At 66.4% G+C, this 23085-nt stretch carries 16 protein-coding genes; 5 read left to right on the top strand and 11 right to left on the bottom strand.

The window, feature by feature from the left end; genetic code table 11:
• Positions 1–47: 47 nt before the first annotated feature.
• The 9 genes from addA to AC07NK_RS12815 all read right to left on the bottom strand — a co-directional run bounded on the left by addA (position 48) and on the right by AC07NK_RS12815 (position 16375).
• Positions 48–3440 carry a double-strand break repair helicase AddA gene (gene addA / locus AC07NK_RS12855; RefSeq protein WP_495170987.1) on the bottom strand — a complete coding sequence of 1131 codons (3393 nt, stop codon included), beginning with the start codon at positions 3438–3440 and terminating at the stop codon, positions 48–50.
• The gene (gene addB / locus AC07NK_RS12850) at positions 3427–6372 is read right to left on the bottom strand and encodes a double-strand break repair protein AddB (RefSeq protein ID WP_495170986.1); all 2946 of its coding nucleotides are present in this window, start codon (positions 6370–6372) and stop codon (positions 3427–3429) included. The genes addA and addB overlap by 14 nt, the downstream gene beginning before the upstream one ends.
• Positions 6365–7063 (bottom strand): nucleotidyltransferase family protein, encoded by a 699-nt coding sequence (locus AC07NK_RS12845; protein WP_495171012.1) that lies wholly within the window; start codon positions 7061–7063, stop codon positions 6365–6367. The genes addB and AC07NK_RS12845 overlap by 8 nt, the downstream gene beginning before the upstream one ends.
• 59 nt (positions 7064–7122) lie before the next feature.
• Positions 7123–8106, bottom strand: a complete 984-nt coding sequence (locus tag AC07NK_RS12840) for an aminoglycoside phosphotransferase family protein (RefSeq protein ID WP_495170985.1) — start codon at positions 8104–8106, stop codon at positions 7123–7125.
• Positions 8091–8537: a tRNA (adenosine(37)-N6)-threonylcarbamoyltransferase complex ATPase subunit type 1 TsaE gene (tsaE, locus tag AC07NK_RS12835; protein ID WP_495170984.1), complete on the bottom strand. Its 447-nt coding sequence runs from the start codon at positions 8535–8537 to the stop codon at positions 8091–8093. The genes AC07NK_RS12840 and tsaE overlap by 16 nt, the downstream gene beginning before the upstream one ends.
• A complete protein-coding gene (locus AC07NK_RS12830) occupies positions 8534–10876 on the bottom strand; it encodes a sensor histidine kinase (RefSeq protein WP_495170983.1) in 2343 nt (780 codons plus the stop codon). The genes tsaE and AC07NK_RS12830 overlap by 4 nt, the downstream gene beginning before the upstream one ends.
• Positions 10877–11026: 150 nt before the next feature.
• Positions 11027–14017: a TonB-dependent receptor plug domain-containing protein gene (locus tag AC07NK_RS12825; protein WP_495170982.1), complete on the bottom strand. Its 2991-nt coding sequence runs from the start codon at positions 14015–14017 to the stop codon at positions 11027–11029.
• A 224-nt stretch (positions 14018–14241) separates the two neighbouring features.
• Positions 14242–15657, bottom strand: a complete 1416-nt coding sequence (gene ahcY, locus AC07NK_RS12820; protein ID WP_495170981.1) for an adenosylhomocysteinase — start codon at positions 15655–15657, stop codon at positions 14242–14244.
• Positions 15658–15799: 142 nt separating this feature from the next.
• Positions 15800–16375, bottom strand: a complete 576-nt coding sequence (locus AC07NK_RS12815) for a DUF1579 domain-containing protein (protein WP_495170980.1) — start codon at positions 16373–16375, stop codon at positions 15800–15802.
• A 90-nt stretch (positions 16376–16465) separates the two neighbouring features.
• On the opposite strand from AC07NK_RS12815, the gene AC07NK_RS12810 reads away from it, so the two are divergent.
• Positions 16466–17431 (top strand): helix-turn-helix transcriptional regulator, encoded by a 966-nt coding sequence (locus tag AC07NK_RS12810; RefSeq protein WP_495170979.1) that lies wholly within the window; start codon positions 16466–16468, stop codon positions 17429–17431.
• On the opposite strand, the gene AC07NK_RS12805 is transcribed toward AC07NK_RS12810, so the two are convergent.
• Positions 17428–17988 (bottom strand): YqgE/AlgH family protein, encoded by a 561-nt coding sequence (locus AC07NK_RS12805; RefSeq protein ID WP_495170978.1) that lies wholly within the window; start codon positions 17986–17988, stop codon positions 17428–17430. The genes AC07NK_RS12810 and AC07NK_RS12805 overlap by 4 nt on opposite strands.
• A gap of 173 nt (positions 17989–18161) precedes the next feature.
• Between AC07NK_RS12805 and AC07NK_RS12800 the strand changes: the two genes are divergently transcribed.
• The 4 genes from AC07NK_RS12800 (at position 18162) to AC07NK_RS12785 (ending at position 21148) form a co-directional block, all read left to right on the top strand.
• Positions 18162–18641 carry a peroxiredoxin gene (locus tag AC07NK_RS12800; RefSeq protein WP_495170977.1) on the top strand — a complete coding sequence of 160 codons (480 nt, stop codon included), beginning with the start codon at positions 18162–18164 and terminating at the stop codon, positions 18639–18641.
• 104 nt (positions 18642–18745) lie between these two features.
• Positions 18746–18985, top strand: a complete 240-nt coding sequence (locus AC07NK_RS12795) for a hypothetical protein (RefSeq protein WP_495170976.1) — start codon at positions 18746–18748, stop codon at positions 18983–18985.
• Between the two features lie 103 nt (positions 18986–19088).
• Positions 19089–20525: an AMP nucleosidase gene (locus AC07NK_RS12790; protein WP_495170975.1), complete on the top strand. Its 1437-nt coding sequence runs from the start codon at positions 19089–19091 to the stop codon at positions 20523–20525.
• A 107-nt stretch (positions 20526–20632) separates the two neighbouring features.
• Positions 20633–21148, top strand: coding sequence for a hypothetical protein (locus AC07NK_RS12785; RefSeq protein ID WP_495170974.1), 516 nt, complete (start codon positions 20633–20635; stop codon positions 21146–21148).
• Positions 21149–21226: 78 nt separating this feature from the next.
• On the opposite strand, the gene AC07NK_RS12780 is transcribed toward AC07NK_RS12785, so the two are convergent.
• Entirely contained in the window at positions 21227–23053 is a 1827-nt protein-coding gene (locus tag AC07NK_RS12780; protein ID WP_495170973.1) for a M2 family metallopeptidase, read from the bottom strand.
• Positions 23054–23085 lie beyond the last annotated feature (32 nt).

Below are 23085 nucleotides of genomic sequence, written 5' to 3'. Positions count from 1 at the left end.
TTGTGTTGGGTGCAACCTAGGGAGGCGGCGCGCGCCCCTCAAGCGTTTCAGATCAAGCTTTGCTCCGCCGGCACGAAGCCCGGCTTGTGCGCTGCAACGAGATCGCCGGGCAGCGCGAACAGCACCGGCCCGGCGGTATAGAGCAGACCCGCCTCGACACGGCGGCCCGGAAGAACGACCTCAAGCGCCGCGACATAGGCCGCCATCTGGCGCACATGATAGGGCGGCACGGCATCGAGGGTTTCAGGCGCACGGCGGCCGGTCTTGAAGTCCACCACCAGTACCTTGTCGTCGCTCACCAGCAACCGGTCGGCGGTGCCCGATACGACATGTCCACCCTCGATCACCGCAGCGATCGGCGCCTCGGCCAGCGCATCCGGGCCGAACAGATCGGCGAAACGCGGGTCCGCAAGAACGCCGAGTGCAGCCGCAGCGAGTTCGTCACGCATCGCAGGATCGGTGACACCCCCCGCCCCCTCCAGCCAGCGCTCGGCAGCGTCCGCGCGTCGCTCCGGCAGTACGCCAGGCAGACGCTCAAGCAATGCATGGATCAGCCTGCCCCGCTCGGCAGCGGCGCGTAGCGCGGGTCCGGGTGGAGGATCGGCGACCAGATCGTCGCCCAGCGACGACGGCGCCAACGGACGCGGCGGCCGAGCTTCGACCGGTGCAGGCAGCTTTGCCCAGATGGGCAGTTCGACGGCGACATCCGCCGCCGCCGCGCCGCGCGATTTGCGCGCGACTGGCAGCTGCGGGCGCGTGCCGGTGAAGGTGCGATCGCCCTCGCCTTCCGCTACACCCAGAGCATCGAATGCCGCACGCGATGCCGCATACCAGCTGGCAAGCGGAGGAGCATTCTTGTCCTTCGGCCCGAGCTTCCCGGCGATCACAAGCCGTTCCTCCGCCCGCGTCGCGGCGACATAGAAGAGCCGCCAATGCTCCTCAAGCTCGCGCGCGTCGACCTGCGACACGGCGGCGTCCACCGGACCGCCACGCTCGGTCTTGCCCGGCCGAAACACTGGAAACGCAGCGCCGTCATAATCCTCGGGCGCCCACTTCACGAAATCGCCGCGATTGCCACCCTGTGGATCGGCGGTGGCGTCGGCGAGGATCACCAACGGCGCCTGCAAACCCTTGGCGCCATGTGCGGTCATCACCCGCACCGCATCCTGTGGTTGCGCCGCGTCGCGCACGATCTCGACATCGCCGCGATCGAACCAGTCGAGGAAGCGCTGCAGCGTCGGCGTCGCCAGCCCCTCGAACCCTAAGGCGGCGGTGAGCAACTCCTCGACCGGATCGAGCGCTTCCTTGCCAAGCCGCCGCACCAGCTTGCGCCGCCCGTCCATCTCGCCCGACAATATCGTCTCGAGGAAGCGGTGCGGCGTCATCAGGTCGGCGCGGGCAAGCAGGCCGTAGAGTGGCGCGAGCCGGTCATCAGGCAGGGTCGCGCGCAGATGCCGCCACAGGCTCCCGCGCTCGCGCAAGGCAGCGTGCATCAGCTCGTCCTGCGTCCACCCTATCAGCGGTGAGACCAGCAACGCGGCGAGCGACAGGTCGTCATCCGGCTGAAGCGCAAATCGTACCGCCGCGAGCAGGTCCTGCACCGCCAGCGGCGCATTGAGCCGCAATCGATCGACACCCGCGACAGGGACCCCCTCGGCATGCAGCCGAGCGACCAGTAGTGAGGCGAGCTCGCCACGCCGCTTAACCAGGATCATCACATCCTCGGGCCGTAGCGTCCGGCCTTTGCTCTCCAGTTCGAGCGTTCCGATCCAGCTCTTGATCTGGCGCGCGATGCGGTTGGCGACTTCGCGCGTCGCGTCGTCGATCCACCCTTCCTCGTCCTCCGGATCGCCACCAGCAACCACGGGCGGCCACAGCGTTACCGTTCCCGGCCCGGCGACGCGGCTGGCATGGATTTCGGATTCAGTGCCCATCCCCGGCTCGGGCAAGGCCGCCACAGCCGCATCGACGAACTCGAGGATCGGTGCGGTCGAGCGGAACGAGTGGGTGAGCGACAGGCGTTCCAGCGCTCCGTCCGAGCGCGCGGCGAAATGCCTCTCTGCCGCAACGAAGTTGATCGGATCGGTGCCCTGAAAACCGAAGATCGCCTGTTTGTGATCGCCGACGGTGAACAGCGTGCGCACCTCATCGCCATGCGCGCCCTCACCCGCGAAGAACTCGTCGGCTAGCGCGCGCACAATCCGCCACTGCGCGATGTTGGTGTCCTGTGCCTCGTCGATCAGGATATGGCTGGTCGCCTGATCGAGCTTGAAGCGGATCCAGTCGCCCATGCCCGGCTGATCGAGTAGCGCCACCGTCCGTCCGATCAGATCATCGAAATCGACCGCGCCGACGCGACGCTTGGCGGTCTGATAGGCCGCGGCATATTCGCGCCCGGCGGTGAGTCCTTGCGCCAGCAGATCAGCATAGCCCGCGCGCGCGAGCATTCCTGCAACCGCAATGCACGCCTCGCCCAACTCGGCCGCCAGCGTCTCGTAATCCGGGTCGATCGCCGCCAGCTTGGGCGATACCTTCTTGGGTTCGTCCTTGGCGGTCAGCACCAGCTTTCTGAGGTCGCCCAGCATCACCACGCGCGCCGCCGGCTCCGCCGCCAGCCACGCGCCGGCGACCGCGGCGTTCTCCTGTCCAGTCGCGGTACCCCAACCGTAATTGGCGTCGGCGATCCTGCGCAGCCCCTCGACATCGAACGCGTCGTCCGTGCACCAGCGGGCGGCTTCCTCGATCACATCGCCTTGCGGAAGCCCCATCGCCCTCCGCAGCCAGGGCTGCACGCCCGAGGGCAGTGCCGCCATCGCATCGGGAGCCTTGGCACAGGCGTGGAGGAACGCCTCCGCCTTGCCCTCGCCCAGTCTCAGACTGAGCGCTCCCACAGCGTCGATCAGCGTGTCGCGTCCTTCGCGTCCCGCATCCGCCAACATCGTCGCCAACGTGTCGCGCGCCAGCGCAGTCTCCTCACGCGCCTCCAGCGGGCGAAAACCCGGCGTCAGCCCCGCCTCGACCGGAAAGGCGGACAGCAGGGTCTGGCAAAAACTGTGAATCGTCTGGATGCGCAGTCCGCCGCCCGGCGCGTCGAGCACCTTGGCGAACAGCGTGCGGGCGAGTGCGATCCGCGCATCGTCCGGCTCCTCGCCCAGCGCCTCGAGATCGTTGAACACCTCTGCACGGGGCGCGCGCACCCAATACGCCAGCCGCCCGCTCACCCGCGCAGCCATTTCCGCGGCACCCGCTTTGGTGAAGGTAAGGCACAGGATCGCGCCGGGATCGACCCCGCGCAGCAGCAACCGGAACACGCGCGCCGCCAGCACCTGCGTCTTGCCCGTGCCCGCCGAAGCGGACAGCCACACGCTCGCGCCCGGGCTGGATGCCGCAGCCTGATTTCCCGCCAGCGGGGGCAACGCGCCCGTGCTAGCGCCGCTCACGGCCGTACCATTCGTCGCGGCGCATCAACTGGTCGTAGTCGGCATAGGGCGCATATTCGGGGTGGAGTTTGGCGGTGAACGGTGCGTCGCCGGTCAGATAGGCCCGCGCCGTCTCGGTGAAATTCTCGGCCGCGGTCGGCACGAACTCATCGGGCAGCATCTTGCCGTATTTGCCCGCCGTATCGACCGGTGACTGGACATAGCCGAACTCGCCGCCCTTGCGCGCCAGCGACCAATATTCGAAGGCGCTCGCCCGGCCGGAAATGCCCCGAAACCCACCGCGCTCAGCGATCAGTCCCAGCAATCCGAGCTGAAGGCTGTACCCGGCGCGAACCGCCCGGGTGCTGGGCGGCTGGCCGGTCTTGTAATCGACCACACCCAGCGTCCCATCGCCCATCGCGTCGATCCGGTCGAATTTGCCCTTGAGCGTCACGCCGGCGAAATCGATCGCGCCGTCCTGCTCGACCGCCAGCACGCGGCGTTGCGGACGCGCCTCGATCTCGCGCACGATCCAGCGCACCGCCTCGATCAGCCGCGGCTGCCACAGCGCGCGCATCATCGGGTGCGCCTGCGCCAGCATCGCCAGCACCCGCGGCTCCAGCGCTTCCGGGTCGCACGCGTCAAGCTTCGCCCATTTCTCGAGCACGTCATGCACCGCGGTCCCGCGCCACGCCGCGCTGGGATCGGCATCGACCGGATCGAGCTGGCGCAACCGCAGCATGCGTTTGGCGTAGAAGGCGTACGGATCGGCCTTCAATCGGTCGACATCGGTGACCGGGATCACGCGCGGGCGAATCGCGGCGGGCGGGCACGGCTCAGGCCGCGACGCGGGCTCGTACGTCCCCGGATCGTCGATTGCGCGCGCCCATGCCTCGAGCACCTCAGCGCGCTCCAGCCCGCCCGACAGCGCCTCAAGCCGCAGCCAAAAGCGGGAGGCGATAGTCGGCGCCCCCGCATCGCGTCTGGCGCGAGTCAGCACCACTTCGCGAGCGCCCAGCCCCATCGCCAGATCATGCGCAGACAAGCCGATGCGGCGCTCCAGCCCCGGAAGCCCCAGCTCCGAGCGGATGCGCGGAGCGAGCCACGGATCGGGTGCGGGCAGGCCCGGCCAGACACCCTCGTTCAGCCCGCCAAGCACCAGCAGGTCGGCGGTCTGCAGCCGCGCCTCAATCAAACCGTAGATGGCGAGCCGGGGATGCCCGCCTTGGGGTGGCCGCACCGCGACCTCGTCCATCAGCGTGCGCAACATCGCGGCGAGGCTCTCCGGCCCGACCAGCGCCGGGCCATGCGCCGCCGCACGTTCCAGATCGTCGAGCAACGCCGCCGCCGCCCGCCCCTCGGCACGCGACCACAACGCATCGCCGCACAGCATCGTCGCGGTCTCACGCAACTGTGCAAGCAGCACGGTCAGCGGCGCTGCACCGCCTGCATAGAGCGCTTCAAGCGGCGCCAGCGATGGCACAACTTCCCGCCACCAGCCCAGCGCCGAGCGGCGGACATGCGCGTCATAGCCTTCGTCGTTCGCGAGATGCGCTTCGATCCCCACGAGCCCCGCCGCAGGCCTCGGCCCGCGCAGCGCCAGGTCGAGCGAGCGCGCGCCGTCCAGCCACGCCAGCCGATCCTCGCCGGCTGCGACCAGCGGGTGCTTGAGCAACGCCAGCAACGCTAGCGGCGCAAAGCCTTGCGCGCCCGCCTCGGCCAGCGCGAGCAGCAATGTGCCCGGCGGCAGGCTGGCGAGCGCAACGCCTGCCGAATCGTCGATCGTCAGCCCCCATCGCGCGCAATGCGCAGCGACGCGCTTCGCCAATGCGCGGTCGGGCGTCACCAGCGCCGCGGTCCGCCCTTCGGTCTCCAGCGCTTCACGCAGCGCCAGCGCGATCGCCTGCGCCTCATCCGCCGGAGTCGCAACTTCAAGGCCGCGGACCTCGGCCAGCCGACGCTCCGCCGCGGGCAGATCGCTCCAGCCCCGGGTCAGCTCGGCGGGCATCATCGCGCTCGCGATCGCCTTGCTGCGCGCGGGCGGAGCATCCAGTTCGGTAGCCACGCGCCACGGCTCGATCTCACCGCGCTGAACGCCCATCCGGTCGATCAGCAGCTTCAGATGGAATTGCGGATGCGTCTCGAGCGAACGCTTGCGCCGGCCCGTCACCGGGTCGGCGTCGAACGGCCCCAGCATCGTCCACTCCGCCTCGCCCATCGCCAGATCGACGCCGGGGAATATGACCATGCCATCGGGCAGACCCGCCACAACGCGCAGCAACCGAGCGATGGCCGGAGCGGAGGTGGTGATGCCCGCCGCGCAGATAAAGCGATCAGGCGGATCGTTCCGCCAGCGTCCAGCGACCCGCCCGAGCAACTGGTTGCGGCGCTCGGCCAGATCGATCCGGCCAAGCCTCACAAGCTCTTGCGGCCATTTACTCAGGGCGATCTCGAACAGATCGAGCGAGCGCTGCCAATGCTCCGACAGTTCCCCCACAGCCACGTCGCGCATCCGCCGCGGGTCGATCTCCTCGACGAGGAGCTGATCGAGCGTGCGGCCGAGGTCACCCGCCAGTCGCACTGCCTCGGCCGCATCGATCCCCGGCTGCCCGGCCTGCACCAGCCGGGCGAAGATCAGCCGTCGCTGCAGCGGATCGACCGCGGGCGGGATCGGGTCGTCGTCATCCGCCGGATCGAGAAACGGCCCCGCCGCCTCGTCGAGCTCGGGATCGCCGACCGCGACCAGCCGCGGCAGCAACAGTCCGCCCCCGCTCGCGCGGACGAATGCGTCGGTGATCGCCTTCTTCGCGCGGTTGGTCGGCACCAGCACGATCCCCCGCGCCAGCCGCAGCGGATCGCTACCGAAGCGTCGGATCAGACCCTGCGCGAGTGCATCGGCAAAGGCCCGGTGCGGCGGGATGGAATAGAGGTGGAGGCCGCGGCCCTCACCCATTCGCCAGCACCGCCTCTGTGGCGGCAATCGCCGGAGGCGAGCCGACGTCGAACCACAGGCCCTGATGCACCACGCCATAGGCGCGGCCTACCTCGATCGCGCGTTCCCAGAACAAATTGGTCGAGAACGCGCCCTCCGGCCAGTCGCGGATCACCCGCGGTGAGAGGATCTGGACGCCGGTATAGACGAAGGGCGCGAGCCGGCCCGGTTTGCGGCGGCCAACGATCTTGCCGAAGGGATCAATATGGAAGTCGCCATTGCCGGGATGGCAATGCGCGCGGGCGAGCGGGACGAGCAGCAGCAGCGCGTCCATCCGCTCGTCGTCCCATGCCGCGGCGAGCTGACGGATCGCGTCGATCGGCCCGTCGATCCACAGATTGTCGCTGTTGACACACACGAACGGCGCGTCGCCCAGCAGGTCGCGCGCCTGCACCAGCCCGCCGCCAGTTTCCATCAACTGCTTACGTTCGTCGGAGACGACGACCTCGATATCCTTCACGCGGTGGGTGACGTGCGCCTCCAGCGCGTCAGCGAGATAATGGACATTGACCACTGCGCGCTTCACCCCGGCGCTGCGAAGGCGGTCGAAGGCGTGATCGATCAGCGGTTTGCCTGCCACCTCGATCAGCGGCTTCGGGCGCGTCGCAGTGAGCGGACGCATGCGCTTCCCCAAACCCGCGGCCATTACCATCGCGGTCTCGGGCACGGGTGCACACGGCACGGGCCGGATCGAGAGCGTCTTCTTCGTGCTCACGCAGTCACCACCACCATCGGGTCGCCACGCAGATGCGCGGGAATATTGGCATCGAACCAGGCTGCGACCGGCGCCAACGCAGGATGTTTGAGATCGCGCTCGAGATAGCCCCAGACACGCGGACACAAGCCGGGGTAACGCGGCTTGCCGTCGCGCCTCCACAGGCGCGTGAAGATGCCGATGATCTTCGCATTCCGCTGCGCGCCCAGCACATGATAGACGTCGAAGAAGCGGTCGTCCGCCCCGGTGATCCGCCGATACCGGTCCAGCAAAGCAGCTTCCAGATCGGGGTGTACGTCACGGCGCGCGTCCTGCAGCAGCGAGACGAGATCATACGCCGGATGCCCCGCCAGCGCGTCCTGAAAGTCGAGCAGGCCAAAGGTCTCGCTGCCCTCGATCAGCATCAGATTCTCGGCATGATAGTCGCGCAACACCGTGACCGGCGCGCCGTCGAGCGCCGGGGCGAGCACCGCGTCCCACGCCGCGACATAGCCCTCGAGATCGACGTCCAGCCCGACCGCGGGGCAGTACCATTCGGTCAGCAGCGCCGCCTCACGCTGATAGACGTCGCGATCATAGGGCTCGACCTCCGCCGCCTCATGCTCGCGCAGGCGGACCAGCACGTCGATCGCAGCCTCGTACAGGCGCAGCTCGCTCTCGGGCGCCGCATCGACTGTTTCGCGCAACCGCGCGTCGCCAAAGTCCTCGATCAGCACCAGGCCGGTATCGAGGTCCTCGCCATAGATTTGCGGCGCGGCGAACCCGCGTCCGACCAGCCAGCGCGCGACATCGATGAACGGCCGAGGGTCCTCATGCGGTGGCGGCGCATCCATCAGAATCGCAGTGCGTCCCGGCGCCTGCACGCGGAAATAGCGGCGGAACGAGGCGTCACCGGCCAGCGGCAGGATCTCCCCATCCCCCCAGCCCAGCTCGTCCAGGAAATACGGCGCCCGTGCGGGCGGATTCATGTCAGGAACCATCGGTCCTTCCATGACGCGGGCACCTGCGCTGTCAAGCCGCGCGCGCCATCCGGCTCGATCGTCAGGGTGAGCCACAGTGCATCGTGCCATGCAGAAGCCGGCAATCGCTCGGGCCATTCGACGATCAGCAGCGAATCGTAGCGCGCATCATCGAGCCCCAGTTCCTCGGCTTCGCCGGGGTGGTCGATACGGTAGAGATCGACGTGCAACACCGGAAACCGCACTTCGGGCGGGGCATAGGGCTGGACGATCGCGAAGCTCGGCGACGGTGCCTCTCCCTCCAGCCCCAGCGCTGCGAGCAGCCCGCGCGCGATGCTCGTCTTGCCGGCACCAAGCTGGCCCGACAGTGCGATTACGTCCCCCGGCTCCGCCAGCGCCGCCAGCCGTGCGCCCAGCGCCTCGCTTGCTGCCGCGTCCGCCAGCCTGATCATCCGCGCGGCAGCTCCACGATCACCATCGTCCCCTGTCCCGGTTCGGAGACCAGTTCGATCGTCCCGCCATGCGCCTCAACGAACTGTTTGGCGAGCGGCAGGCCAAGGCCGAGTGCGCGGTCGCCGTTACGGCTGATCCCCGGCTGGGCGAAGCGCTCGAACGCCTTGTCCGCCAGCTTCTTGGCCATGCCCGGTCCATTGTCGGAGACGACGATCCGCGCGCCCTTTGGCGTGCCGTCGATGTGCAGCAGCACGCGGCCCTTGTCAGGCGTGTTCGCAATGGCGTTGCGCAACAGGTGCTCGATCGTCTGGCGAATGCGCCGCGCATCGCCCAGCGTCGTCCCGGCGCTGCCCTGCACCTCGACCGCGAGTTCGATCCGCTTGGCCTGCGCCGCAGGCGCAACCGCCTCCGCCGCCGCGCCTGCGGTCAGCTCCAGATCGACCGTTCCCCGCGCGACCCCGTCGTCCTCGCGGGTCAGGTCGAGCACATCGTCAACCAGCGCGCCCAACCGCTCGACCGACGACAGGATCGCCTCGGTATATTCGCTGCCGCTTTGCGACAGGTCGCCGGCATAACCGCCATGCAGCATCTCCGCGAACCCCTGAATCGAGGTGAGCGGCGTACGCAATTCATAGCTCATATTGGCAACGAAGGCGGTCTTGACCCGGTCGGCGGTCTGAAGTGCATCATTGCGTTCACGCAACGCATTCTCGACCCGGCGCCGGTCGGAGACGTCCAGCATTGTGAACAGCGCGTTGCCGTCGGGCAGCGGCACCGCCGCGACCTCGAAATAGCGCCCGTCCTTGAACTCGATCGTCGCACCGCGCTGCTGCCGCTCGATGGTTGCGGCACGGATCAGCTCGCCCATCAGCACAGCGCGTCCCGGATTGGCGAGCAGATTGCCCGCCTGCTTCGCCAGCGCATCGACGCGCGGGTGGCTGGCGACATACGCCTCGTCAAAGCCCCAGAGCTGGCGGAAGCGATTGTTCCAGAGTTGCAGCCGCCCGTCGGCGGTGAACACGCCCAGCGCCTCGAACAGATTGTCGAAGGTCGCGGTCCGCACGCGCAGCAGCGTATCGCGCGCGCTGGCGAGTTGAACCTGCTCGGTCAGATCCTCGAAGATCACCAGCAGCCCGCCCTCGGGAAGCGGCTGAGCGACGACGCGGAGGTGGTTGCCGCCCGCCAGTGCCCAATTCTCCTCGCGCGCGGCATCCGCGCGGAACCAGTCGCGCCGCTCAGCCTTCCAGCCCGGGAAGTCGCGAACCACCGGCAGCCGGTTCGCCTCACGCATCCGTTCGAGGACGCGCTCGAACTCGGGCTTGTCCGCCAGCCACTCGGTGCGCATCGCGAACATACGGCGGAACGGCTGGTTGCAGAACACCAGACTGCGGTCGGCTGCGAACTGCGCAACCCCGGCGGAGAGCCGGTCAAACGTCTCGCGCTGGGCATCGTCGGCGCGCTTGATCCCGGCGCGTGCGCGCTCCAGTTCCTCGACATCGACCGCGAAGCCCGCCACGCCACCGGTGGGCAGCGGAACGTCGTGGATGTGCAACATCCGCCGCGCACCCGCGATCGTCGCGGGCAGCTTGACCATCCGCGAGCGTCCCGCCTCGCGCGCCTTGGCAGGGCTGGCCAGCGGCCCTCCCGGCGCGGAGACATCGACCAGTTCGATCCCGGCCTTGACCACCGCTTCAGCATCCTTGCCGTTGACCGCGGTGACATAGGCATTGTTGACCATCGCCAACCGCAAGTCGCGATCCCGATACCACATCGGCATCGGCGCCGACTGGATAAGGCCGGTGAGCGATTCGAACGCCTCGCGATAACGCCCGGCCTCGCCCGAGAGCCGTGCCACCTCCTCCTGTGCCTCGGTGGCGTCGAAGACCCACAGCACAACCCCGCCCGGCGCACGCACCGCGTCAGCTGCGCGCTGGCCGATCATCAATAGCGTGCGGGAGGAACCACGCGCGCGCACCGTTGCGCGGAACGGACGCGCCGCCCGCTGCGCCGCCGCGATATCCTGTTCAAGTGCCGCGGCCTCGGCCGGTGCGAACACCGCCTCGTTCCCGGTAATTTCGGACAAATGCGTGGGCAGGGTCTCGAGGCCCAGCAGATCGGCAAGCTTGTCGCTCAGTTCGACGCGACCGTCCGCACGCACCACCATCGCCTGTGCGGGCGCGCTGGCGGCGAGCGCATCGGCGCGCCGGTGCGCGTCGAGCAATGTCGCGGCGCGCGCGCGGGCGCGCAGCCCGACGAACAGCATCCCGCAGCCCAGCGCCACAAGCAGCGCGACGACGGCGCCGGCGGCGACCGCCACAGCATTGGAAACCTCGATCACCGCGTCGCGCCGTTCTTCATCCTACGGCTCTTAGGGCATGCTTTCGTGCCCGAAAACCCGAACTGCAAGACGGAAGCGTGCACGCGCCGGTTCGACACAAAAAAGGGGCCGGAACAAGTCCGGCCCCACATGTCAGATTGTCGGTTGCGCTCAGAACACCTTGGCCTTGACGCCCAGGAAGAACGAGCGGCCTACAGCGCTGATCGGATAGCCGCTGGCGCCCACGTCCGGCTTTGTGTCGAACAGGTTGTTGACACCGGCATAGATGTTGAAGCGCTCATCCACGTCATAGCCGATGAACATCTCGTGGTCCCACTTCTCCTTGTACCAGATGAAGCCGGCCGGCACGTAATCGGGGTTCGCCGCTTCCTGCTCGCGGGTGACGCGGCGGGTCTTGGAGAACCAGTTGATGCCATAGTTCAGCGTCAGCGGCCCCTTGGTCCAGGTAAGATCGAAATTGGCAGTGTACTTCGGCGCGGGGCGTAGCGACGAGTCCATTTCGTTCTCGGGATCCGCACCGAAGGTAGGCACGAACGTGAGCTTGTTCAGATAGTTGCCGTTCAGCCTGATATTGAAGGTTCCGGCATTCTCGAACGGCGTGAAGCGATAGGCGAGCGAAACGTCGAGACCGGCGGTCTCGTACGCGGCAACGTTCGCCGGGACGATCGAGTAGTTGTTGATATAGCCGTTCGAACCACGCGAAATCAGTCCGCAATAGACGTTGGTCAGCGTCGGCTGATCGACGCACAGATCGACAATGTCCTGAGCGGTCGAATAGCGGATCGCCTGGCTCAAGCGGATGTCATACCAGTCGGCGGTGATCGACAGACCCGGAATGAAGGACGGGCGCAACACAACGCCGGCCGTCCAGGTCCTTGCCGTTTCTTCCTTGAGGTTCGGGTTACCGCCCTGAAGGCCGAGCAGGCTGCTATTCTGCGGCGACGTGAAGTCGTTCGCGGGGTTGAACGCCGCCTGCTGCGCAGGCGACAAACCGGCGGCGGTCAGCGCCGTCCTACAATTGGCTGCGCGATACTGTGTGCCCTCCGCCAGCCGGTCCGGGCCGCATGGGTCGGTGATGAACTCATAGGTGCCGCCCTGCGGTGCGAACAATTCGTTGATGTTCGGCGCGCGCACCGCCTCCGAATAGGTTCCGCGGAACGTGATATCGCGCACCGGCGAATAGCTGCCGTTGACGTTCCACGTCGTCGTCGTGCCGATCGTCGAATAGTCCGACAGACGGACCGCAGCGCCGACCGACAGATTCTCGGCGAACGGCATATTGGCCAGGATCGGCAGGTTGATCTCGCCGAATATTTCCTTGACGTCGAAGCTGCCCTTGCTGACGGGCGACTGCGAGCTGTCCATCAGCTGCCCGTTCAGCGTCAGGTCCGACGGGATGTAATGGCTCTTCTCCTTGCGATACTCTGCGCCGATCGCGAAACCGACCGGTCCGCCAGGCAGTTTGAAGAACGAACCGGTGTCGCCTGAAATCGCCGCCGACACGACATGCTGCTGAAGACGGGCCCAGTCGCTATGATCGACCGTGACGAAGTCCAGGGCAGCCTGCGACGGCGAACCATTGCCGAGCATGTTGAGCGGAACGCACTGTCCCTTCGCGAAGGTCTTCGGCGCGCCGTTGTAGACGGGCTGGCCGCCGTAGTTCGCGCCACGGATCGTGGTTTCGCCGGGCAGATTGATCCGGCACGTGATGTTGCCGTTGACATCCCGAACCGCATCCAGCGCCGCGTAATAGCGCTCGGTGATACGGTCGTTCAGGTTGGTCGCCCTCTGGGTCGACTGGCCAAAGACATAGGAGATATCATAGCGCAGGTTCGATCCCAGATCGCCCTTCGCGCCCAGCACGGTGCGGAACAGGTCGCGCTCCATCGCCGAACCGCGAATTCCCATGTCGAAATTGTCGCGGGTCATGACCGCGCCGTTCGCGGCGGTGGCCGCACCGAAACGCTGGATCAGATAGGCGTTGTCGGAAAACAGCTCGGTCAGGAAGTCATAGGTCGGCTGTGAATCCGTGAACGCCTTCGAACGGACATACTTGCCTTCGGCATACAACTGGAACGCCGGGCTGAACTCGTAGCGAGCCATGACGTTGGCGATGTGGCGCCGGATATAGGGCGTATAGTCGCCATAATAGCTCTCACGCGGAGTGCTCGACCCGCCCCGCGTGAACGAGGAGCCTGGAAGCAGGGCACCGCGGTCGTAGATGCCGCCTTCTCCCGTCCGATCCGGAACGCCGTCGCCATCGAAGTCGATCGCGCCGCCCATCGAGCTGTCGGCCCAGCGCAGATCGGTGAACAACAGGCGATCCGGGACACTGGGATTGTCGGTCGGGCTGCCGGGCGAGCCATCGTTCGGGTTGCGCACGAACGCATAGGACGGGCCGGTCAGACCATAGTTCAGGCGCCGACGCTGACTGAACTGGTCGGTTTCCTGGAATTCGTAAGAAGCGGTGATATTGCCGCGCCCATCAGCGAAATTCTTACCCGCAGTGACCGCGATGAAGCGCTCCCCCGCGTCACCGCGCTGCGAAATATCGTTCTGCGCGCGCAGACGCAGACCATCGAAATCCTTCTTGAGGACGAAGTTGACCACGCCCGAAACGCCATCGGCGCCATAGATCGCCGAAGCGCCGCCGGTCAGGATATCGATCTTCTCGACCAGATCGGTGGGAATGGTGTTGATATCCACCGCCGCGGTACCCGGATAACCGGCGACGTGACGACGCCCGTCGACCAGCACCAGCGTGCGATCGATGCCCAGATTGCGCAGGTTCAGGTTGTTGACGCCCACATTCTGTGAGCCGCCAAGCAGCGCCGAACCGGCCGCCTTGATTCCGGTCTGCGAACCGAGCAGCGCTGGGGTCTCGGACAGGAAATCGGTCAGGTTCGTCTTGCCCGACTGCTCGATCGTCTCGCCGGTCACGACCTGAACCGGGTTCGGAAACGCCAGTTCGGGGCGCGCGATGCGCGAACCGGTGATGACGACGGTTTCGTTGGGGTCCGCCTCGGGCGGCGCGCTCTGCGAAGCGTCCTGCGCGAATGCCGGCGCGGCGCCTGCGAGTACGATCGCCGTGAACGAAGCGGCGAGGCGATAGCCAGCCTTACGGGAGTGGAGCGAACTCATACCTGATCCCTTTTTTTTGATTTGCCCTCAATGGTCTTGGATGCGCCCAACCGGTTGCATCGCGCAACCCTGTGTTACCGTTTTCGAACAGAGTGTTGCGTTGGCACCACACGTGCAGCGTCTCCCTTCCCAAATCGTAAACAAAGGGCATGAAAAAGGGCGCATCCGGTGACGGACGCGCCCTGTTCCTTTCGACAGTCGCACTTTGTCGACTGTTGCGAACCTTAGTAGCGGTAGTGATCCGGCTTGAACGGACCTTCAACCGGCACGCCGATATAATCGGCCTGCTTCTGGCTCAGCTTGGTCAGCTTCACGCCGAGCTTCTCGAGATGCAGCTCGGCAACCTTCTCGTCGAGATGCTTGGGCAGGACGAACACGTCGTTCGCGTACTCGCCACCCTTGGTCCACAGCTCGAGCTGCGCCAGCACCTGATTGGTGAAGGACGAGGACATCACGAACGACGGGTGGCCGGTCGCGTTGCCCAGGTTCACCAGACGGCCCTTCGACAGGATGATGATCTGCTTGCCGTCGGGGAACTCGACCAGGTCGACCTGCGGCTTCACTTCGGTCCACTTATAGTTCGACAGGGCGGCGATCTGGATCTCGCTGTCGAAGTGGCCGATGTTGCACACGATGGCCATGTTCTTCATGCCCTTCATGTGCTCGGCGGTGATCACATCGGCATTGCCGGTCGCGGTGCAGAAGATGTCGGCGCGCTCGACGGCCTCTTCCATCGTCACGACCTCAAAGCCCTCCATCGCCGCCTGCAGTGCGCAGATCGGATCGATTTCGGTGACAAGGACACGCGCGCCGCCGTTACGCAGCGACTGGGCCGAGCCCTTGCCGACATCGCCGAAGCCGGCGACGCAGGCGACCTTGCCCGCCAGCATCACGTCGGTACCGCGACGGATCGCGTCGACCAGCGATTCCTTGCAGCCATAGAGGTTGTCGAACTTCGACTTGGTGACGCTGTCGTTGACGTTGATCGCGGGGAACGGCAGTTCGCCCTTCTTCGCGATCGCGTACAGGCGATGGACGCCCGTGGTGGTCTCTTCCGACACGCCCTTGATGTTCTTGACGGTCTCGGTGAGGTAGCCCGGACGCTTCGCGATGAACGCCTTCAGCGCGCGCTGCATCTCGACTTCTTCCTCATTCTCGGGCTCGGGCATGGTGTGGCCGGCCTCGAGCTTCGCGCCCCACAGCGCGAACATCGTGGCGTCGCCGCCATCGTCGAGGATCATGTTGCAGGTCTGGCCTTCGACGTCGCCGTCCCAGCTGAAGATGTCGCCGACATAATCCCAATACTCGGCCAGGCTCTCGCCCTTCACCGCGAACACCGGCACGCCCGACGCGGCGATGGCGGCGGCGGCGTGGTCCTGAGTCGAGAAGATGTTGCAGGTCGCCCAACGGACCTGCGCGCCGAGCGCGGTCAGCGTCTCGATCAGCACTGCGGTCTGGATGGTCATGTGCAGCGAACCGGTGATGCGCGCGCCCTTCAGCGGCTGCGCAGCGCCGAACTCGGCGCGCAGCGCCATCAGGCCGGGCATTTCGGTCTCGGCAATGTTCATCTCGGCGCGGCCGAAATCGGCGAGCGAGAGATCCTTGACGACGTAATCGGTCTTTTCGAGCACGGTGGCCACGACATATTCTCCGGTTGTGAAGCCTCGCGCCGGGAATCCCGGCGGCATCGCCGCGCCCCTAGCGAATTCGCCGCGCCAGCGCAAATGAAACATAAAGATATCTTTATATGCCACTTGCGCCGACTGTTGCGGCGTTCGCTTTTCACGCCGAAATGCGCGTGAAATCCATGTGCCAGTTGGTTTCCCAGCTCTTGCCGCCGTCGGTGGAGAAGGCCTGTTCCCAATGCGCCGAAGTCGCGGTGATCTCCGACCAGCGGAACCGCGCCGTCACCGGAACACCTTCGTGCGCGTCCGCGCCGATGAAAGTGCCGACGCCGTCGCGGAACTCGCCCCATACCGGCGGCTCCATCCGGGCATAGCGGGAATCGATCCACCAGATCCCCCACTTCCGCGTTTCGGGATTGAAGCAGCGTACGCTGACCCCGTGATAGTCGCCCGCGGGCAGCTCAAGCACATTATCGTCCACATTCGCCGCGCCGCCCATCAGCGGCCAGTTGATGCAGGTGCCGTCGAACGCCTGCCATTCGGTGCTGCCGGTCAGCCGCGACTTGAGCCTGCGGTGGCGCACCTTCCAGCTTCCCACGAGCCAGGCCCAGTCGGACGCCGGCCCCGCCGCCGCTTCCGCGCGGAAACCCTGAGCAAGCAATCCGCCGACGGCGGCGACCCCGAGCGCACGGGTCAGCGCGCTGCGACGGGTTTCGAGATGCGATGTGTGCATGGGACAAATCTCCGATCGATTGCGATTGACCGGAGAGTGCGCCCCTAAAGCTGACATCCTTTGTCAGCTATTATCTGCTACAGACAGAAAATGCGCGCGAGCCGCCTCGTTTCGATCCTTTTGCTGCTGCAGGCGCGCGGCCGCATGACCGCCCATGCGCTGGCGGACGAATTCGAGGTGTCGGTGCGCACCATCTATCGCGACATCGACGATCTCAGCGCCTCGGGCGTGCCCGTCTATGCCGATCGCGGGCGCGACGGCGGCTTCCAGTTGCTGGACGGCTATACCACCCGCCTGACGGGGATGACCCCGGCGGAAGCGGAATCGCTGTTCCTCTCCGGCCTCGAAGGTCCGGCCGCCGAAATGGGCCTTGGCGAATCCACCGCCGCTGCGCGCCTCAAGCTGCTCGCCGCCCTCCCCTCCGCGCGCCGCGCCGACGCCTCGCGCGTTGCCGCCCGCTTCCATCTCGATCCGATCGACTGGTACCGCGCCGCGAGCGACCTTGCGTTCCTGCCCCAGCTTGCCGCCGCGGTGTGGGGCGCCGAACGGATCCGGGTGCGCTACGAAAGCTGGAGCGCGGCAACCGAACGCACCCTCTCCCCGCTCGGCCTCGTGCTCAAGGGTGGCATCTGGTATCTCGTCGCAACTGGCCGGTCGGTGCCGCGCACTTACCGCGTCGATGCGATCCGTGCGCTCGATGCCACCGGCGAGAGCTTCGAACGCCCCGCAGACTTCGACCTCGCTGCGCACTGGACGGCCAGCGTCCGCGCGTTCGAGGCAAGCCTGTATCAGGGCATTGCATCGATCCGGCTTTCGCCGCTCGGATTGGAGCGGCTCTCCCTGCTCGCCGCGGCAGCTTCCGCGATGGCCCGCCGCACCGCCTCGCCACCCGAAGCGGACGGATGGGTTCAGGCTGATATCCCGATCGAGACGATCGACCACGCCACACGCGAGCTGTTGAAGCTCGGGGTCGAGGTCGAAGTGCTCAGGCCGCCCGAGTTGCGCCAAGCGATGCGCGATGCCGCCGCGACGCTCACCGCGCGCTACGCGGACTAGGCCGTCCCCGTACTCGGCGCGAGCAGCCGCGGATCGATCCCCTCGCGCGAGAATCCCTGTTCCCAACGCTGATAGACATCGACGTCATAAAGCAGCTCGATCGCACCCGGCACGTTGAACCAGCCGTGGCGCGTCATCTCCTCGTCGAGTTGCCCCTCGCCCCAGCCGGCATAGCCCAGCGCGACCAGCCAGTGCGTCGGACCCTTACCCTCAGCGATCGCGCGCAGCACGTCGATCGTCCCCGACAGCGCCCAGCGCCCGGCGACGTCGATCGTGTCCTGCCCGCCCCAATCGGTCGAATGGAGGACGAAGCCGCGCCGCGGCTCGACCGGCCCGCCAAAATGCACCGGCGCATCAGGCGCCTCGCCCGGATCGATCTCGAACTGCTGGAGCAACTCGTGCAGCCCCAGTCCGGACACGGTCTGGCCGATGCCGATGCCGAGCGCACCATGCTCATCATGCGCACACATCGCGATCACCGCGCGTTCGAAGCGGGGGTCGCCGATCCCGGGCAGCGCGAGCAGGATCTGGCCGGTGAGAAACGCTGAAGACTCCATGTCCGCTCAACATATCGGCAGCCGTTCGGCTCCGCCACGCCTGAAAAACGAATAGCGAAAGCCGTTCGACCCGAGCTTGTCGAAGGGCCGTTCTTCTCCTACCTGCGCGGATAAGAATGACAGGCCCTACACAGGCTCAGTCGGAACCGTTCCACTCAGTAAGGAGAGTCCACATGACCATCCAAATCGGCGATCGCGTGCCAAGCACCACCTTCGTCAAGGCGACCGAGAACGGCCCCGAGCAGATCAGCTCGGACAATTTCTTCGCAGGCCGCAAGGTCGCGCTCTTCTCGGTACCCGGCGCCTTCACCCCGACCTGCTCGGCGCGCCACCTGCCGGGCTATGTCGAGAAGGCCGCCGACCTCAAGGCCAGCGGCGTGGATGAGATCGCATGCACCGCGGTCAACGACGCGTTCGTCATGGGCGCTTGGGGCAAGAGCGCCAATGCCGGTGACATCGCGATGCTCGCCGACGGCAATGGCGAATTCGCCAAGGCAGTCGGCCTCGAGATGGACGGCAGCAAGTTCGGCCTCGGCACGCGCGGTCAGCGCTTCTCGATGCTCGTCAATGACGGCGTCGTCGAGCAGCTCCATGTCGAAGCGCCGGGCGAATTCAAGGTGAGCTCGGCCGAGTACCTGCTCGAGAATCTCTGAGCTCCAGCAGTTTCGCCTGAACGTTTCGCGGGCGCGACGGTCCCCTCGGTCGAGGGGAACCGCCGCGCCCGCAATCGGTTCTGTCGTTGGAAAGGAGACGCGTGATGATCGACGAGACTATTCCGACGACGCCTGAAATCGACACTCAGGATTCGCTGCGCGACCGCACCAGGGACGCGCTTGCCGATGCCCGCGACGCCGTCAGCGAGGCAGTGACCAGCGCAATCGATACCGCGAAGAAGCATCCGGCAGCCACCGCCGCAGTAGCCGCGGGCGCCGCTGCTGCAGTCGCGGGTGCCGCCTACGGCATCAGCAAGCTACGCGAGAAAGAAGAGACCAAGTAAGCGGCCGAACTAAGTCATCTGTGCGCGCGGGCTCGCCCCGCGCGTCACATTTCGGGCGCCTGCCGGTCTTGCTAATGTCATCTTGGCGCATTAGCCGTGGTAGATGACAACCGCAGAAAACATCGTCGCCGAACTGGATCGGCTCTACACAGCGTCCGTCACCCGCCTTCAGGACGCCCTCGACCTCTATCTCACTAAGGGCACTGCGCCCGATCCGGCGCGCCGCAAGGACGGCAGCTTCGCCTATCCCGAGATTCGCGTCGCCTATCGCAACGAAGTCGATCGCCCCACCCCGGCGCGCAGCTTTGGCCGTCTCGTCACGCCGGGCGACTATGCCATCAGCGTGACCAAGCCCGCGATCTTCGCAGATTATCTGATCGAGCAGCTCACGCTGCTGATCGAGGACTATGATGTCGAGGTCTCCGCGGTTCCCGGCCGGCAGGAAATCCCGTTTCCCTATGTCCTCGACCCCGGCCATGCGCTGCGGCTCGATGAGGTGTCGGTGCTCGAGCTCGCGCGCCATTTCCCCGCGACCGAGCTGGCGCATATCGGGGACGAGATCGCCGACGGCACGTGGATCAGCCTCGACCAGACCCGCCCGCTCGCGCTGTTCGATGGCCTCCGCACCGATTTCAGCCTCGCCCGGCTGCGCCATTACACCGGCACGCCGACCGAGCATGTCCAGCAATATATCCTGTTCACCAACTATCACCGCTATGTCGATGAGTTCGTGCGCTGGGCCTCGGAACAGGTCGGCGGCGACAACCGGTTCACTGGCGTTTCGGGACCAGGCGGCATCATCTTCAAGGCCGGTGACGATCCCGAGATGCTGCTCACCGACAGCGCCTGGCGCCGCCACCAGATGCCGGCCTGGCATCTGATGGCCGAGGACGGCACCGGCATCACCCTGGTCAATATCGGCGTCGGCCCGTCCAACGCGAAGACGATCACCGATCACCTCGCTGTGCTGCGGCCCGAAGCGTGGATGATGATCGGCCATTGCGGCGGCCTGCGCCCCAGTCAGCGAATTGGCGACTATGTCCTCGCCCACGCCTATCTGCGCGACGACCACGTGCTCGACGACGTGCTCCCGCCCGAAATCCCCGTCCCCGCCATCGCCGAGGTCCAGCAGGCGCTCGCGCGGGCTGCGGAAATCGTCTCGGGCCAGTCGGGCGATGAACTCAAGCGCCGCCTGCGCACCGGCACGATCGTCACTACCGACGACCGCAACTGGGAACTGCGCTTCTCGCGCTCGGCGCTGCGCTTCTCGCTCAGCCGCGCGGTCGGCGTGGATATGGAAAGCGCGACGCTCGCCGCTCAGGGTTATCGCTTCCGCGTGCCCTACGGCACCCTGCTCTGCGTCTCGGACAAGCCGCTCCACGGCGAACTCAAGCTGCCCGGCCAGGCCAATCGCTTCTACGAGCGCGCGATCGCCGAACACCTCAAGATCGGGATCGAGGCCTGCGAACAGCTCCGCCGTGAGGGCGCCAAGCTCCACTCGCGCAAGCTGCGCGCGTTCAACGAACCGCCCTTCCGCTGAGCGGCGGCGGCACCCGCCGCACACCATTCCGGTAACCTTCGCGCATTGACGGTGGAAACCGATTTGCTTCACGTTGGTTACAGACACGAAACCACTGGAGGATCGTGATGGCCAAGGCCCCGACCAAGACGACGACCGACGGGGCCGAGACCCCGGCCGCAAAGAAGCCCGCCGTAAGGAAGGCGCCGGCAAAGAAGCCTGCGGCGAAACCGAAGGCGGCCGCAGCAGCGGCGCCCAAGGCCTCGGCTCCGGCGAAGGCACCCGCCAAGGCAGCCCCGCCCCGCCGCAAAGCCGCGTCACGCAAGCCGGCTGCGGCAACCGCGGCGAAACCCAAGGCTGCCGCCAAACCCAAAGCCGCGTCCAGCGGGCCCCGCGCCGCAGCGCAGGCCGCGGCCGCGAAGGTCGGCGCCGCCGCACAATCGGCTGCGCAGACCGTCAGCGAATCCGCTCCCGTGCAGTTCGTTGCCGAAAAGCGCGAGCAAATGGGCGACCGCAACTTCTTCGCCTCGGTGATCGGCGGCGTCGCCGCGATCGGCGCGGCCACCGCGGGGATCTTCTACGCGGTCAAGAAGGGCGCCGGCGGTCCCGCCGACACCAAGCCGAAGGGCAAGGGCAAGGCCTGATCCGCCTCCACCCGGAATAGGAACGGCCGCCGCGGGGATGCCCGCTGCGGCCGTTTCTCGTTCATGCAGAAACCGGATTTACCAGCCGGTCGGCTTGCCCTTGTTCTGCTCGTCGAGCCACGCCTTCAGCGGCGCGAAATACTCGACCATCGCGGCGCCGCTCATCTCGCGGCTGCCGGTGAAGGCTTCGAGCGCGTCGGGCCAGGGCTTGGACGCACCCATCTCGAGCATCGCGTCGAGCTTCTTGCCCACGTCCTTGTTGCCATAGAAGGAGCAACGGTGGAGCGGCCCCTTCCACCCGGACTGGTCGCACGCCGCCTTGTAGAACTGGAACTGCAGCAACCGCGCGAGGAAGTAACGGGTGTAGGGCACGTTCGCCGGGATGTGGTATTTCGCACCCGGATCGAACTTGGTCTCGTCGCGCACCACCGGCGGCTTGACGCCCTGATATTGCAACCGCAACGCATCCCATGCGCCCTGATAGCCGGTCGGTTTGATCCCGCCTGAGAACACGCCCCAGCGCCATTTGTCGATCAGCAGGCCGAACGGCAGGAACGCGACCTTGTCCATCGCCTGACGCAGCAGCAGCCCGGTGTCCTTGTCCGCGCTCGGCACCCTGGCCGGGTCGAGCAAGTCGATCGAGACGAGATAGTCGGGCGTGATCGACAGCGCGACGAAGTCGCCAATCGCCTCGTGGAACCCGTCATTGGCGCCATTGCGGTAGAGCAAGGGCTGCTTGTTATAGGCGCGCTGGTAGTAGTTATGGCCCAGCTCGTGATGGATCACGGTGAAGTCGTCGCCGTTGACCTTGATGCACATCTTGATGCGCAGGTCGTCGACATTGTCGAGGTTCCACGCCGAGGCATGGCACTGCACCTCGCGGTCGGCCGGCTTCACGAACAGCGAGCGCTTCCAGAACGTATCGGGCATCGGCGCGAAGCCAAGCGACGAGTAGAAGCCCTCGCCCGTCTTCACCATCTTGATCGCGTCGTACTTCTTCGCGGTCAGCAGGTCGGTGACATCATAGCCCAGATCGCCCGATCCCGGCGGCGCGACGACGTCATAGATGTTGCCCCATTCCTGCGCCCACATATTGCCGAGCAGGTCGGCGCGGATCGGGCCGGTCTTCGACTGGACCGCATCGCCATATTTCTCGTTGAGCTTCGAGCGGACATAGGTGTGGAGCGACTCGTAGAGCGGCTTCACCTCGTTCCACAATTTGTCGGTGAGCTTGGCGAATTCCTCCGGCGGCATGTCGTAGTTGGAGCGCCACATCGCGCCGACATCCTTGAACGCCAGCTCGCGCGCACCTTCGTTGAGCAAGCCAGCGGCGCGCTGATAGTCGCCGCGCTGCGGCGCGCCGACATTGTCGTGCCAGCTCGTCCACATTTCCTTGAGCTCGGTAGGGTTGCGATTGGTGCCCATCGCCGCCTCGATGTCGCTGCCGTTGACCGGCTGGCCCTTCAGCGTGCCCTTGCCGGTGCCATAGACGGTCTGCATGTCGGTCTGCAGCTTGGACAGCGCCGCCGCTGCGCCCTGGCGCGTCGGCGCGGGCGAGGTGATGCCGCTGCGCAGGATATCGAGCTGGCGTTTGGTGTCAGGCGACAGGCCGCTTACCTTGTCGAACTTCGCGGCCTCCAGCGCGAAGCGGACCGCCATCTCGGTGCCCTCGGCGCCGCTCTTGGCGACCAGCGCAGACGTGTCGTCGTTGATATAGGTCGCGTAGAGCCACTGGATCCGTGCGTCGTCGATCGAGAATTCCTCGAACTCCTTGGTCGCCCGCTTCAGGAACGCGTCGGCGGCAGCCGGCGTCGCCGCGCCCGGCGCGGTCTTTTTCTCCTGAGCGACCGCGGGTGCGGCCAGCAGCATCGCGAGCGCGATCGTCGAAATTCCGGTGCGGATCATGGGCCCCTCTTATGGCTTGTCTTGTGATTGCG

Source organism: Sphingomonas sp. GW821-FHT09B04 (assembly GCF_059418285.1).
Note: the sequence above shows the minus strand (reverse complement) of the source record. Positions and strands in the feature narration are given on the sequence as shown.